Genomic DNA, 13,953 nt, shown 5'->3' with positions numbered 1-13,953 from the left:
TGCTCATCATGCACCCATCAGTTGGGGGCGTGAAACACGCCGGCAAGGTGGTCGCAACCCGATTAATGGGTCCTGACCCTAAAGATAATTTCTTTTTTTTCAGGAAAATTAAATAGCCATCCTATAAAGGACCATTTTTCCACTCCCACCGCTAAAATCCATCCGCCAGCTAAACTGAAAACAACGGATACTAACGCTGTAAGAGCATAGCTTGTGATCCCCATATGCTTAGCAAGCTTTGCAATAATAATAATAAAGATGGCATGGCTGACGTAGAATATGATGGATCTCTGTCCAATCCAGATTAACGGCCTAGATATGCCCGTTGCCTCGAGTTTCTGTGCAATAGCAGAAAAGAACAGAAATCCTGTGAACGATATTCCAAACCAATATGGCCCAAAGTCCAAGTCATCGCGAGCTGTTAAAAACGCCGATGTCAATACGAATGGCGTTAGCAACCAGATCCAGGGGGATCTAAGAACCTTTCCCATCTGTACCGTATAGTGAGATACGGCACTTCCAAGAAAAAATAGCGCCATTAGGAAGAATAACCGTTCAGAGTATTTTCCACCATCAGGTGAGATAAAAGCAAGGATGAAAGCGCCTCCTGCAACAACGAGAGGATCAATTGAATTGAGGGGCTTGGCAACAAGGTAGTAGATAAAAATGAAGGCTAAAAACCAAAGGTGACTGCCGCCCATATAAAGCTGGCGCAACTCGTACAAGCTTGAAAAATCGACACCTATTAATACTGCGTATATCGTTGACCATACTAGAAACGGCCATAAAATCCCGCAGAACTTTCCAGAAAAGTATTCTGACGTAGATTTAGCCAGAGACTTTGGCAAAAGCATCCCGGACATAAAAATCAGGATCGGCATCCGAAATAGTGTGAGGGTTTCGTTGAGGTTCTTCCAAAGCTTAGTGGCTTCAAAATCATATCGTTCGATGAACGTTACTGAATGGAAAGTAATGACAGCCAAAATAGCCGCGCCTCGCAAGATGTCCATCCACAACATGCGCAGATTTTTGGAATGCTGATTCATGCGGTAAAGCTAACCACAAATAAATTGATTTATTAGGGTGGTTGTGGTCTGAGTGCGCTTCTCAGCGAGTTTACGCTGAAGATACCGTTGAGGTTGAAAAATTATATTCTTTACACCTCCCTTCCAGCTAGCCTCCGGTCTTGATCTTAGCGCGGGACATGAAGAGCAACGAGGTCCACTGTCCGGCTCCAGGCCGTTCGCGATCAGCAGGATCTGCCTCTTGCACAGTAGGGAGGATCCTATGGCTGAACTGACAGACGCCGAGATCGATGCTGCCCTGGAACGGGGCCAGTTGGCGGAGCAGAGAACCTCGCGCGGAAACGGTGCGCTATGACCGGCGCAACAGCCGGATGACCGTAAACCTGACCAATGGTTGCACCTTCGCGTTCCCGCCATGTCTGGCGCAGGGGCTGAAGGCCGCCAGTGATGACGAGCTGAACACTGTCGAGATCCTAGGCTCCAGATCCATTGATTTCAGGCTGTTGGCGTGATTCAGGCTCCACAGGAGACCTGATCGATAAGCAACCTTTTCTGGCTAACCGAGGCGCAGATGGAGCGGTTGAAGCCTTCTTTCCTAAGAGCCATGGCAAGCCGCGTGTTGATGATCGTCGCGTCTTCAGCATAATTTTCATCAATCGCAATGGGGTGCGCTAGCGTGACGCACCGAATGAGTATGGCCCCGCCAAGACCCTCTACGACCGGTGGAAGCGCTAGAGCGACAACGGTGTCTTCGCCCGGATTATAGTAGGCTTGGCCGCCGAAAGTGCCGAGCACAGGACCATCATGAACGATGCGACCTATCTTAAGGCACACCGCATGTCATCAAGCCTTATGGTCAAAAAAGGGGGCGCGGGCGCCAGATCGGGCGAACCAGAGGTGGCATGAACACCAAGGTGCACGCTGTGGCGGATGCGAGGGCGGCCGATCGGGTTCTTAATGTAAGCGGGTGAAGTGAGTGATCATACCGGCGCGGCGGCTCTGCTAGCCAGCCTGCCGAAGGCAGGCTGGCTTCTAGAAGATTAGGGCTATGATGCCGATTTTTTCAGCGAAGCTCGGAGAAACAAGGGGATAAAGGTCTGCATTCCGGGCCTTAAGTCCCGCGAGAAGGCCGTTAAATACGACAAGTGGCGTTACAGACGGCGCAACCGCATCAAAATTTTGTTCGGGCGCCTTAAGGACTATCGGCGCGTCGCGACGCGATACGATCAGTGCCCGGAAACGTTCCTCTCCGCGATCATGCTCACCGCAACCGTCTTGTTCTGACTGTAAAACTCAATAACTCAGGGCCTAGGGGATAACAAAGGTAAGGAGGTCAAAGATGTGCTTCATACACGGTTTCTAGCGGTTGTAACCTCGCTCCCGCACGCTATTGTGCCGGCCACATCATCAGGAGGCCTGCCATGTCCGGGAAAACAATCGCCGTCGCGGGCATCGGCTATGTCGGCCTGTCCAATGCCGTCCTGCTGGCCGCGCGCAATACCGTCCGCGCGCTGGACGTGGACGCGGGGCGTGTGGCCATGCTGAACGACCGGCGCTGTCCGATCATCGACGCGGACATCGCCCACCACCTGGCCACTCAGAACCTGGACCTGACCGCGACGACCGACCCGGCGGCGGCCTATGCGGGGGCTGACTTCGTGATCGTGGCGACGCCCACCGATTATGATCCGGTCACCAACTACTTCAACACCTCCAGCGTCGAGGACGTGATCCGGGATGTCACGCGGCTGGCGCCGCAGGCGGTGATCGTGGTCAAGTCGACGGTCCCGGTGGGCTTTACCCGCGACGTTCGCGCCCGGCTTGGCACGGAGCAGGTGATCTTCAGTCCGGAATTCCTGCGCGAGGGGCGCGCGCTGCACGACAACCTGCACCCCTCCCGCATCGTGGTGGGCGAGGACAGCGCCCGCGGCCGGGCCTTTGCCGACCTGCTGGCCGAGGCGGCGCTGAACGACGACGTGCCGGTCCTGCTGACCGGCTCGACCGAGGCAGAGGCGATCAAGCTGTTCGCGAACACCTATCTTGCCCTGCGCGTGGCCTATTTCAACGAGTTGGACAGCTATGCCCTGTCGCTTGGCTTGGACAGCCGCCAGATCATCCAGGGTGTCGGGCTGGATCCGCGCATCGGCGCCCATTACAACAACCCGTCCTTCGGCTATGGCGGCTACTGCCTGCCCAAGGACAGCAAGCAGCTGCTGGCGAACTACAACGACGTGCCCCAGAACCTGATCGCCGCGGTGGTCGAGGCGAACCGGACCCGCAAGGACGTGATCGCCGACGCCATCCTGGCGCGCAGGCCGCAGGTCGTGGGCATCCATCGCCTGGTGATGAAGGCCGGGTCCGACAATTTCCGCCAATCCGCCGTCCAGGGCGTCATGAAGCGGCTGAAGGCAAAGGGGGTGGAGGTCGTGGTGTTTGAACCCGCCCTTCCCGACGCGCGGTTCTTCGGGTCAGAGGTAATCCGCGACTTGGCCGCGTTCAAGGCGCGCGCTGACCTGATCGTGGCGAACCGCCTGACCCCGGACCTGCAGGACGTGGCCGACCGCGTGTTCACACGCGATCTGTTCGGCGGGGACTAGTGCTCTAGCCTCGTACCTAAGGCCACTAGGTTCAGGACCCCTTGATCTGCTTAGGAGTGCTCTGCCGCTCTGCCGCGTGGTTCAAGAACCCGGAGTGGCAGGGTGATGATGAGCAACCTTTTCTAGCTTACGGACGAGCAGATGGAGCGACTGCGGCCCTTCTTTCCCAAGGATGGGTCCGCTGGAGCCGGATAAGGGTCTTCGCCTAGATCATGGAGGGGTTGGCCTCCGGCGGGGGGTGAAGATAAGCTCGTAATAATAAACGCGACCTATCTGAAGGCGCATCGCACGGCCTCTATCTTGCGAGTCAAAAGGGGGCCAACGAGAAGTGTAGGCGCCTAATTGGGCGGACGAAGGGTGGGCTGAACACTAAGCTGTACGCAGTGTTGGACGAGCTGGCCCATCCTGTCCGCCCCTCATGACCCCGGGCTAAATCAGTGACTACATGGATGCGGCGGCCCTGCTAGGAAGCCTGCCGGATGCCGAGTGGCTAATTCGCCTTATGGTTTAGCACCTCACGTGTCATTGTAAATTGATCATGAAAGTTGTCCTATTAGGCTGTTTTCCCGTGCGATGTAATTGTCTATCCAGAGCCTACTTTTCTCGGGTGTCCCAAGCGCTTTCTGCATGTCTTATCCCAAGACCCTTTGTAACAATCATCCTGCCGGAGACCCTTTTTGCGAGTAACATATCTTGCCCATGATCTTGACGACCCCTCGATCTGGCGACGGGTCAGGATGCTGCGCCAGGGCGGGGCACAGGTTCGGGTCGCGGGGTTCCGGCGGGGGCAGGGGGCGTTGCCCGAACCTACGACGGTACTGGGACGGACGTCGAACGGCCGCATGATCCAGCGCGTCCGCGCGATCGCCGAGGCATGGCCCCGCATCGCGCGCCTTGTCCCGCCGCAGGACGGCGGCCCCGAGGTCATCCTGGCCCGCAATCTGGAAATGCTGGCCCTGGGCGCGCGGCTGGCACGCGCCCTGGGCGCGCGGCTGGTCTATGAGCTGCTGGACATCCATGGCATGATGCTGGGGCAGGGCATGCCCGCCCGTATCCTGCGCCGGGTCGAGGCCGGGCTGATGGCACGCACCAGCTTGGTCGTCCTGTCCTCGCCCGCGTTCCAGACGCGCTATCTGCGCCATTTCAAGCAGCCGGACGTCCCAGTCCTGCTGGTCGAGAACAAGCCCTTCGCCCGGCCCGTTCCGTCGTCGCCGCAGGCCGTTCCCGCACCCGGCGGGGCGGAGCAGGGGGGCCCACTGATCGTCGGCTGGTTCGGGATGCTGCGCTGTCGCTGGTCCCTCCAAGTGCTGGATCAGGTCACCCGTGCGCAGCCCGGACGGTTCCGGGTCATCCTGCGCGGGCGTCCGGCCCTCGACGTCATGGAGGATTTCCACGCGGTCGTGGATGCCAATCCCGACCTGTCCTTCATGGGCGCCTATGACTGGCCCAACGATCTGCCCAAGATCTATGCGCAGCTGGACGTGGCTTGGCTGATCGACCGGTATCAGGCGGGGCAGAACTCTGATTGGTTGCTTCCCAACCGCCTGTACGAAGGATGCCTGAACGGCGCCGTTCCCGTGGTTCTGGATGGGACCGAGGTTGCACGCCGTGTCGCGGCCTGGGGATGCGGCGTCACCGTCGCGGCGCCCGATGCCGCGGCAGTCGCTGCGGCCCTGTCCGCCATCGATCCTGCGGGTCTGGCCGCGCGCCGTGCCGCGGTCGCGGCCCTTCCCCGCGCCGCGCTGGAGATGGACGAGGTCGAATGCCGTCACCTGACGGCCGCCATCTGCGGTGCAGGGGACGCGGCCTCGGTCGCATCCGCCGCCGCTGCCTGAGGTCCCGATGTCAGAACCCCATATGCTGATCGTCATTCCGGCCCTAAACGAGGCGCGCCACATCGATGGCGTCCTGACCTTTGCCGCGGCCTTTGCCGCGCGGGTGAACGGGCTGGTCGTGGTCGCCGATGGCGGATCGCATGATGCGACCTGCGACATCGTCCGCCGCCGAGCCGCCGCCGATCCCCTGATCCGGTTGATCGACAATCCCGGCCGGCTGCAATCGGCGGGGGTGAATCTGGCCGTGGACCGGTTCGGGGACGGGGCCGAATGGCTGCTGCGGCTGGATGCGCACAGTGATTATCCCGCCGATTACGGCGACGTTCTGCTGGCCGAGGCGCAGCGGACCGGTGCCGACAGCGTCGTCGTCACCATGCATGCCGAGGGCCAGGGGTTTCTGCAGCAGGTCATCGCCGAGGCGCAGAATTCGCGCTTGGGCAATGGCGGGTCGGCACACCGGCTGGCGGGCGGTGGAGCCTGGGTGGATCACGGGCATCACGCTCTGATGCGGATCGACGCCTTTCGGGCGGTGGGCGGCTATGACGCGCGCTTCAGCCACAACGAGGATGCCGAGCTGGACCACCGGCTGACAGCCGCGGGCCATCGTATCTGGCTGACCGGGCGGACCCGGCTGACCTATTTCCCGCGGGCGCGCCTTGGCCCCCTGATCCGGCAATATTTCAATTTCGGGCGCGGGCGGGCCCGCAACCTGCAAAAGAACGGGACCCGCCCCGCGGCCCGCCAGGCTGTCGTGGCCATGCTGGCCCCGGCGGCGGCACTGGTCGTGCTGGTGCCGTTCGGCGCGGTCTTTGCCCTGCCGTTGCTGCTGTGGCTGGTGGCCTGTCTGGCCGGCGGCGTCATGATCGCTCTGCAGAGCGGGCGGCCCCGCGGGCTGGTTGCGGGATTGGTGGCGGGGACCATGCACATGGCCTGGTCTGCCGGGTTCTGGCGGGAATGGCTGTCCCGCAAACCCGCTGCGGAACGGACCCCTGCATGAGTGCGCCTTTGTTTCACGACAGGGTGCTGATCGGCATCTGCACCTTCCGGCGCCCGGAACTGGCCGCCACGCTGGCATCGCTTGCCGCGCTGACGCCCTGCGGGTTGCCGGTGTCCGTGGCCATCGCCGACAACGACGCGCAGCCCTCGGCCCGCGACCTGGTCGAAGGGATCACCGTCGACCACCCCCTCGAGGTCAGCTATCTGCATGCGCCCCAGGCCAACATCTCGATCGCGCGGAACGCGCTGCTGAATCACGCCCGCGCCACGGGCGCGCGGCTGCTGGTCTATCTGGACGATGACGAAACGGTCGAACCCGACTGGCTGATGCATCTTGTGGCGGCGTGGCGCGATGCGGATGCAGGCGCCGTCCTGGGGCCGGTGCGCGCCCATTACCGTCCCGACGCGCCGATCTGGATGGACCGCGCGCGGGCGCATGACACGCTGCCGGTCTATGGCCCGGATGGCTTGATCACCAGCGGCTATACCTGCAACGTGCTTGTCGACCTGGCCGATCCGGCGGCGCGACAGCTGTCGTTCGACCCGGTCCGGGGCCGTTCGGGCGGCGAGGACAGTGCTTTTTTTGCCGGTTTTCTGGCCGCTGGCGGGAAAATCGCCTTTGCGCCCCTGGCTGTCGTGCACGAAACCGTGCCATCGGACCGCGCGCGCCTTGCCTGGTTGCTGCGGCGCCGCTATCGGATGGGTCAGACGCATGCCAGCCTGATCGCCCAGGGACGCCCGCGTGCCGGGCGCATCCGCGCGGCCGGGATGGCGGTGGCCAAGGCCCTGGCCTGCGGCGGACTGGCCGTAGTCGGGGCGGCACGTCCGGCCTGGCGCAACCGCCAGCTGATGCGTGCGGCGCTTCATGTCGGGGCAGCCGCCCATCTTGGCGGCGCACGGCAGATCGAAATTTATGGAACGGCGCCGGATCGGTCGGATACCGAACCCCGCTCGGGACCCAAGGAAAGCTGATGGGACGCGAACTTAAGCCCTATGACGGGAACATGGCCTATATCGAGGCACCGGCCGCGCCGGCTCAGACCATCGATCTGCGGCGGTTGATGGTGGCATTGCGCCGGCAGCGCACGACCATCGTGCTGCCCGCCGTGCTGGTGGGGATGCTGGGCCTGACCTATTCCATCGCCAAGCCCGAAACCTACACCACCTATTCCAGCCTGCTTCTGGACAGCAACGTCAACCGGTCCGTCCAGCAGGCGGGCGGCATCGCCAGCGCCGCCCTTCCGGTCGAGCGGATTGAGAACGCGCGCGTCGTCTTGGAATCGAACAAGCTGGCCGACGACGTGCTGAACCTGACCGGGCTGCAGGAGAACCCATCGTTCATGGACCCGCCGCGGTCGGCCTTCACCTCGGCCATCGGGGGCTTCCTGTCGACGGTGTTCTGGCCGGTGACCTGGATCCGCGACCAGCTGGTCGCGCTGACCACCCCCGCCGACGTCATCAATCCGGACGACCTGATGGCGTCCGACGCGACGATGGCGCAGGTCGACCCAGCGCGTCGCCTGGCCGCCGCGCGGCTGCGGGGCGAGATCCGGGTGGACCGGATCGGCCAGAGCTCTGCCGTGGCGGTTAGCTATTCCTCGCACGACCCCGAGATCGCGGCGCAGGTCGCCAATGCCTATGCCGATCTCTATGTCCAGGACATCCTGGCCTCGAATGCCGATTCCATCGGCCAGACCAATGCCTGGATGCGCACCCGCCTGGAGGAGCTGCAGGCGCAGGCGCAGGCTGCCGCCGGCGCGGCCGAACGTTTTGCCGCCGAGAACAGCCTGGTCGAGTTCTCCTCGGGCGGGCTTCTGACCGAACAGGCGCTGAACGAACTGAACTCCAGCCTGACTGAGGTCCTGACCGAGGCGGCGCGGGCGCGGGCGGTTCTGGACACCTATGACCGCGCCGTCGCCGGCGGGGTCGAGGGGCTGACCAACAGCAACAGCTCGCTGGCCATCGGCGGCGAGGTGTCGGACGAACTGCGGGCGCGGCTGGATTCCTACAACGATGTCCAAGCTCGGCTGCAGCGCCTGCTGGCCTCGTCGGGACCGGAGCATCCGCAGGTCCCCGGCCTGCAGCAGACCCTGATCAGCACTGCCGAACGCCTGTTCATCGAACTGCAGGCTCAACGCGCCGAGGCCCAGAGCACACTGGACGTCGCCAATGCCCGCGTCGAGGCCCTGCAGGAAAGCGTTCAGCAGGCCTCGGCCCGCAACAGCGACCAGGCCGCCAATTTCGTCCGGCTGCGGGCTTTGCAAGAAGAGGCTGCCACCCTGTCCGCGATCTATCAGCAGACCCTGACCCGGTCGCAGGAGATCGAGCAACAGCAGTCCTTCCCGGTGTCGAACGTGCGGATCCTGTCCTATGCCCAGGTGCCGACCACGCCCTCGGGCCCGGCGGTGCTGCGTACGGCGCTGGCCGCGACGCTGCTGGGGATGTTCCTGGGCATGACCATCGCCGCGCTGCGCGAATGGCGCGAACGCTCGCTGCGCACGTCCACCGACCTGACCGAATATTCGAGCCTACGGTTTCTGGGCCATCTGCCGGTGCTGCCCGCTGTCCGTCGTCCCCGTGCGGTGGGCGCGACACCCGCGGCCACCCGGACACCGCCGATCACGGCCAGCGGGCAGACACTGCCCGTCCTGTCCAGGCTGCGGCCGCCGGTCATCCAGGTTCCGGTTCCAGTGCTGCACTATCCCGACTCCGTCTATGCCGAAACGCTGCGCCATGTCCGCCTTGCGGGCGAGGCGACGGGCCGGGCGCTGCCCGTCACGGGCGTCACGTCGTTCCATCCCTTTGACGGACGGTCCTCGGTTGCCTTCAACCTGGCGGGCCAGCTGGGCATCGGCATGCATTCTGTCCTGCTGATCGACGCCGACAGTCGCGGCCGCACGCTCAGCCGAATGCTGGGCCTAGACCGCAAGCCAGGCCTGACCGACGCGGTCAGCGGCGGCGGGAACTGGCAGGACATGCTGGTGGGCATCGCCAACACCAACCTGGTCGTGCTGCCCTGCGGGCTGGACCAGGGCGGGCCTTCGGACGACCTGCTGACCGGCCAGATGCTGGGCCAGATCGCGGCCGAGGCGCGCGACGGCGATTTCAGCCGCGTCATCGTCGACGTCCCGCCGCTGTACCCTGTGGCCCAGGGCCGGGCGATCCTGCACGAACTGGCGCAGTTCGTCATCGTGGCCGAATGGGGCCGCACCTCGCGTGCCATGGCCGAGACCGCCCTGGCCGAGGATTCCCTACTGGAATCGCGGTGCCTGGGCGTCGTCTACGACCGCGTGAACCTGCGCAAGCTCAAGTCGTTCCTGCTGCCTGGAGAGATGGAAAACTATCTGGCCGGCCCCAAATCCTACATGTCGCTCAAGCGTCGCATGACGGGTCGGTAAGGTTTTCTTAACCTTTGTCGCTCACCTTGATGTCTCCCGTGCTATAGCGGGGGCAATCTGATGAGAGATGCGGCATGTTTGTCATCTGTTACCTGCTGGCTGCCTTGACGACGACCGCGGTGGCCCTGATCGGGGGCTCGGCGGCGGGATATTCGGCTTGGGAAAGCATGGGCATGGCGTTGCTGGCTGTGGTTTTTCTGCAGATGGTGATTCTGGGCTATGTGATTCTGGCCACTATCCGCAACACCCGCGGATCGCGTGCTACCCGGCCAAAAACCGCGCGCAATCAGCTGTCCATCCAGCCCAAGTGAGGCTTGCCTGCCCTCTCTGTGCCGAAAGCCGATCGAAAAGGACGTCACGATCTCTGCGACAAAACTTTGGAAGGCGTGCCACGGTGACAGCCGCCGGACCTAGCCGTTGACCTCGATGATCCCCTTGTCGGCCAGACCTGCGGAACGATCGGGGCGGTCGTCCATCTGGATGCTGCTCCGATGGCGGGGCATGGCATGGGGCTGGTCCGTCTGCAGATAGGCCAGCAGGTGCTCTCTGATCTCGCAACGCAGATCGAAGGCACGTCCGGCGTTGCGGGCACTGGCCAGGATGCGCACCTCGGTCACGGTCTCACGGAAATCGGTAACCTGCAGGGCAAACACGTCGCGGTCCCACAGGGGTGACGCTCGAACGATACGTTCCGCCTCAAGGCGCAGGTCGGGAATGCTGACCGCGTAATCGACATAAAGCATCACTACTCCGATCAGCGTCGCATCCGCCCGTGTCCAGTTTTGGAAGGGCTGGTCCATGAAATAGCTCAGCGGCACGATCAGGCGGCGCTTGTCCCAGATGCGGATCACCACATAGGTGCCGCCGATCTCCTCGACATTGCCCCATTCGCCCTCGACGATGACTGCGTCGTCGATACGGATGGGCTGGGTGATGGCCAACTGGATGCCCGCGAACAGGTTGCGCAGCACGGGCTGCAGGGCCAGGCCCACGACCAACCCCGCTGCACCCGCCGAGGCCAGCAGGCTGACGCCGTATTGCCGCACGCTGTCAAATGACATCAATGCCGCACTGATGCCGACGGCAACGATCAGCAGGCTGCCCACCTGCTGTAGGATGCGGGACTGGGTGACATGCTTGCGAGCCAGCAGATTGTCTTCGACATCGATGCGGAAACGGCGCAGATGCAGCGCGACCCAGATCTGCAGCGCGGTGCGGGCCACAAGGGTCATGCAGGCGATGAAGCATAACAGCAGCACATGGCGTAGGGTGGCGATTTCCTCGACCGTCAGGGGCGCGATACGGGTGGCAATGGACAAGGCGACAATGATCAGCGCCAGCTGGACCGGCCCGCGGGACCGGGCCAGCAGCGGACGCCAGAAATCACTGCGCTGCGCGATCAGGCGCAGCAGAAGACGGTTGATCAGCATCCAGCCCAGCCATGACAGCGCAACGGCGGCGACAAAGATCAAAGCAGTATCGGTCCAGCGAGTCATGCAGTCCTCGGAAGGGTTAACGGGTCAACACCAACTTCCGACATGCCGCTTCGTTCATGTGCGTGGGTCTCTAGGTGTGCTTACCTGCCTGCCTGATATCGAGCGCGGCAATCCTGCTTTCCGATCAAGCAGGATGAGTTTTCCAAATGTTCTTATTAAGCATCGAACCGGCAGTACAGGAAGAATCGTACTGTCAGAGCGCTTGACCGGCCGCATCTTCAGGTATTTCCTAGGTTCCAGACTTATTGAGTTTCACAGCCAGAACAAGGCAGTCGCGACCAATGGTGATGGCGGGGAGATATGTCTCTGGACATCTGTCGTAACGCGTGGCCACCCGTCTCTAGTCCTTCAGGCGACCGAGTATGATCTCGATGCGGCTTCGCCGCTTGTAGCGCCGCTTGTCATACTTGACCGGCCTCTTGCGTTGCTTCCGACTGGGGATGCAAGCGCTTATCCCCTTGTCCTGCAACGCCTCTCTCAGCCAGTCAGCGTCATAACCACGATCGCCGAGCAGCCATTTGACCTTCGGCAGGCTGCTGAGAAGCGCCCGCGCTCCAATATAATCGCCTACCTGCCCGGCAGTGATAAGTAGTTCAAGCGGTCGTCCCTGGCTGTCGCAGCTGGCATGCAGCTTGGTGTTCATACCGCCTTTGGTGCGGCCGATCAGGCGGCCACGCCCCCCTTTTTGACGGCCATACTGATCGCTGTTCGATGTGCCTTCAGGTATGTCGCGTCGATTATTACGGTCGTCTCCTCACCGTGTTCCGCAGCGAGACCGGCCATCATCCGGGCAAAGATGCCCTTCTCGCTCCAGCGCCTCCAACGGCTATACAGCGTCTTGTGAGGTCCAGAGGCAGTGGGTGCATTACGCCAGCGCAAGCCATTGCGGATAATGAAGATAATCCCTCTGAGAACGCGCATGTCACCAACGCGTGGCTTGCCGTGGGCCTTCGGAAAATAGGGAGCGAGACGTGTCATCTGCGCGTCGGTCAGCCAGAAAAGGTCGCTCATGTCATCGCTCCGCTTCCGAAGCCGTGAATCACGCACCGCAACGGAAATCAATGCATCCTGACCCTAGGTCTCCTTGTGGCGGCCTGAATCACACCAAAGGAACGAAATCAATGGGTCTGGAGCCTAAATAAAGTTATCTTGGAAGGACTCGACCCTTCGAATAATATATGGATACTTTTCTTAAACTGCACCTTCAAATAATATAGTAAACCGGCAATGAGCATTTTCGCCTATAAATCATATTATAAATTATGGTAAAAGGTAAACTTAATCCTACCGATTACTACCGTTCACCTAAAAATCCCGTCAATAGCATTTTGAAAATATAATATATATGGTTGAGGATGAATCAAAGAAACGTTATTATTACTACGACTGGCACGTCTTTTGGTAATGCCAGCCCTATATATATTACCTATGTGGATATATCCTTACTAATTATGAGATTTTCCTCCTTGAACAAGATGCTGCCAATACCCCAGACTTCAGCCTTCATTAGCGCCCGCCTTTGGAGGGGTGTTATGCGCCGAAACGAAGGAGGGAGTGGGGATCAGCCCGGGGTTGCGGGGTGAGATGAGAGGGAGCGGGGATCATCCGGGGGTGGTGGGGCGAGAGTCAAAGATCTCCCGTTCCTACAGGTACATCCGCTCTCGCGGCTTGCTGCCTTATCGGTTCGAAATCATTCCCAGACAGCAACTGACCCTCTTCTTCTGGCGGTTTCTCACGTTGGGAAGGCACAGATATCGGCTAACGCTGCGGGAAAAAGTAACCAAAGGTCAGGTTACTTAACTGTACCGTCTCTTATAAAAACTATTGTAACAGATTGATGGCATTTAAAATTAATCACTAAAGGGCGGACAAAGTGATAAGTTACGATATATCAAATTCAAAATTCTTGTCTTTAGCAATTTTTTTAGTAGTATTATCATTCATAATTTCATGGTTTTATTACATTATAAGGTTTTATTTCGGATTTGAGTATGCACTGGGTATATACCCGGTGATTGACATGTTTGACCTTGATGAAGAAAACACCATCCCTGCATGGCTAGGATCCAGCCTTCTATTAATAGCGGGGACGTTGTCATTTTTCTTATATAAGCAAGATGCTGTTGAAAATAAAAAGTGCTGGCTCGGTATTTCTATTCTATTGGTGTTCCTGTCAATGGATGAAGCTTCCATGGTTCATGAGAGGATGGGAATTCTCGCCGTCTCTATTGTTGCTATTATATTCTTTATTTCAGGAGGCTTTAGCTATTTAAAGTTTCTCTTTAGACTGAATAGGAACGTAATGCATTGTATAATATTTGCAGCAATATTTTTTTTTCTAGGAAGCGTGTTCGTTGACTCACTAAACTCCCCTTATATTCAAAAATATGGTCGTGATAACATCGCTTATCGATGCCTGGCAACAATTGAAGAGGGATTTGAATTTACAGGAATATTTTTATTTTTGCAGGGACTGATAAAGCAACTAGGGATTATCAGAAGGCATGGATAGCAGGTGATTTTTGGCATAAATTTATACCTTATTATTAGCTAATTCAATAACGCAGACGCGGCGGGAAAGCGAAGGTACCAACTGCGTCTAGTGC

10 protein-coding genes and 3 pseudogenes are annotated in these 13,953 nt (G+C 59.9%); 10 read left to right on the top strand and 3 right to left on the bottom strand.

All coding sequences use genetic code 11. The features are described 5' to 3' along the window. Nucleotides 1–62: 62 nt before the first annotated feature. A complete protein-coding gene (locus tag FHD67_RS17045) occupies nt 63–1,046 on the bottom strand; it encodes an acyltransferase family protein (protein ID WP_139599427.1) in 984 nt (327 codons plus the stop codon). A 323-nt stretch (nt 1,047–1,369) separates the two neighbouring features. Between FHD67_RS17045 and FHD67_RS20550 the strand changes: the two genes are divergently transcribed. The 9 genes and pseudogenes from FHD67_RS20550 to FHD67_RS17000 all read left to right on the top strand — a co-directional run bounded on the left by FHD67_RS20550 (nt 1,370) and on the right by FHD67_RS17000 (nt 10,162). Beyond that, nucleotides 1,370–1,537, top strand: a complete 168-nt coding sequence (locus tag FHD67_RS20550) for a DUF2442 domain-containing protein (RefSeq protein ID WP_176695180.1) — start codon at nt 1,370–1,372, stop codon at nt 1,535–1,537. 26 nt (nt 1,538–1,563) lie between these two features. Next, nucleotides 1,564–2,309, top strand: a pseudogene (locus FHD67_RS17035) (IS5 family transposase). 137 nt (nt 2,310–2,446) lie between these two features. Beyond that, nucleotides 2,447–3,622, top strand: coding sequence for a nucleotide sugar dehydrogenase (locus FHD67_RS17030; RefSeq protein WP_046001910.1), 1,176 nt, complete (start codon nt 2,447–2,449; stop codon nt 3,620–3,622). A 141-nt stretch (nt 3,623–3,763) separates the two neighbouring features. After that, nucleotides 3,764–4,118: pseudogene (locus tag FHD67_RS17025) on the top strand (IS5/IS1182 family transposase); the annotation flags it as partial. A 241-nt stretch (nt 4,119–4,359) separates the two neighbouring features. Further along, complete coding sequence (locus FHD67_RS17020; protein WP_139599426.1) at nt 4,360–5,457, top strand: glycosyltransferase family protein; 1,098 nt, start codon at nt 4,360–4,362, stop codon at nt 5,455–5,457. Between the two features lie 7 nt (nt 5,458–5,464). Further along, the gene (locus tag FHD67_RS17015) at nt 5,465–6,454 is read left to right on the top strand and encodes a glycosyltransferase family 2 protein (protein WP_139599425.1); all 990 of its coding nucleotides are present in this window, start codon (nt 5,465–5,467) and stop codon (nt 6,452–6,454) included. Beyond that, on the top strand, nt 6,451–7,425 hold the full coding sequence (locus FHD67_RS17010) for a glycosyltransferase family 2 protein (protein WP_139599424.1): 975 nt from the start codon (nt 6,451–6,453) through the stop codon (nt 7,423–7,425). Before FHD67_RS17015 ends, FHD67_RS17010 begins: the two co-directional genes overlap by 4 nt. Beyond that, nucleotides 7,425–9,851, top strand: a complete 2,427-nt coding sequence (locus tag FHD67_RS17005) for a GNVR domain-containing protein (protein ID WP_046001913.1) — start codon at nt 7,425–7,427, stop codon at nt 9,849–9,851. The genes FHD67_RS17010 and FHD67_RS17005 overlap by 1 nt, the downstream gene beginning before the upstream one ends. A 74-nt stretch (nt 9,852–9,925) precedes the next feature. Continuing rightward, nucleotides 9,926–10,162 carry a hypothetical protein gene (locus FHD67_RS17000; protein WP_046001914.1) on the top strand — a complete coding sequence of 79 codons (237 nt, stop codon included), beginning with the start codon at nt 9,926–9,928 and terminating at the stop codon, nt 10,160–10,162. Nucleotides 10,163–10,261: 99 nt separating this feature from the next. On the opposite strand, the gene FHD67_RS16995 is transcribed toward FHD67_RS17000, so the two are convergent. Beyond that, nucleotides 10,262–11,347, bottom strand: a complete 1,086-nt coding sequence (locus tag FHD67_RS16995) for a mechanosensitive ion channel family protein (protein WP_046001915.1) — start codon at nt 11,345–11,347, stop codon at nt 10,262–10,264. Between the two features lie 252 nt (nt 11,348–11,599). Continuing rightward, nucleotides 11,600–12,358, bottom strand: a pseudogene (locus tag FHD67_RS16990) (IS5 family transposase). Nucleotides 12,359–13,367: 1,009 nt separating this feature from the next. Here FHD67_RS16990 and FHD67_RS16985 point away from each other — a divergent pair. Next, on the top strand, nt 13,368–13,859 hold the full coding sequence (locus FHD67_RS16985; protein ID WP_139599423.1) for a hypothetical protein: 492 nt from the start codon (nt 13,368–13,370) through the stop codon (nt 13,857–13,859). The last annotated feature ends 94 nt before the right edge of the window (nt 13,860–13,953 follow it).

This window comes from Paracoccus haeundaensis, from assembly GCF_006239215.1.
Classification (GTDB): Bacteria; Pseudomonadota; Alphaproteobacteria; order Rhodobacterales; family Rhodobacteraceae; genus Paracoccus; species Paracoccus marcusii.
Note: the sequence above shows the minus strand (reverse complement) of the source record. Positions and strands in the feature narration are given on the sequence as shown.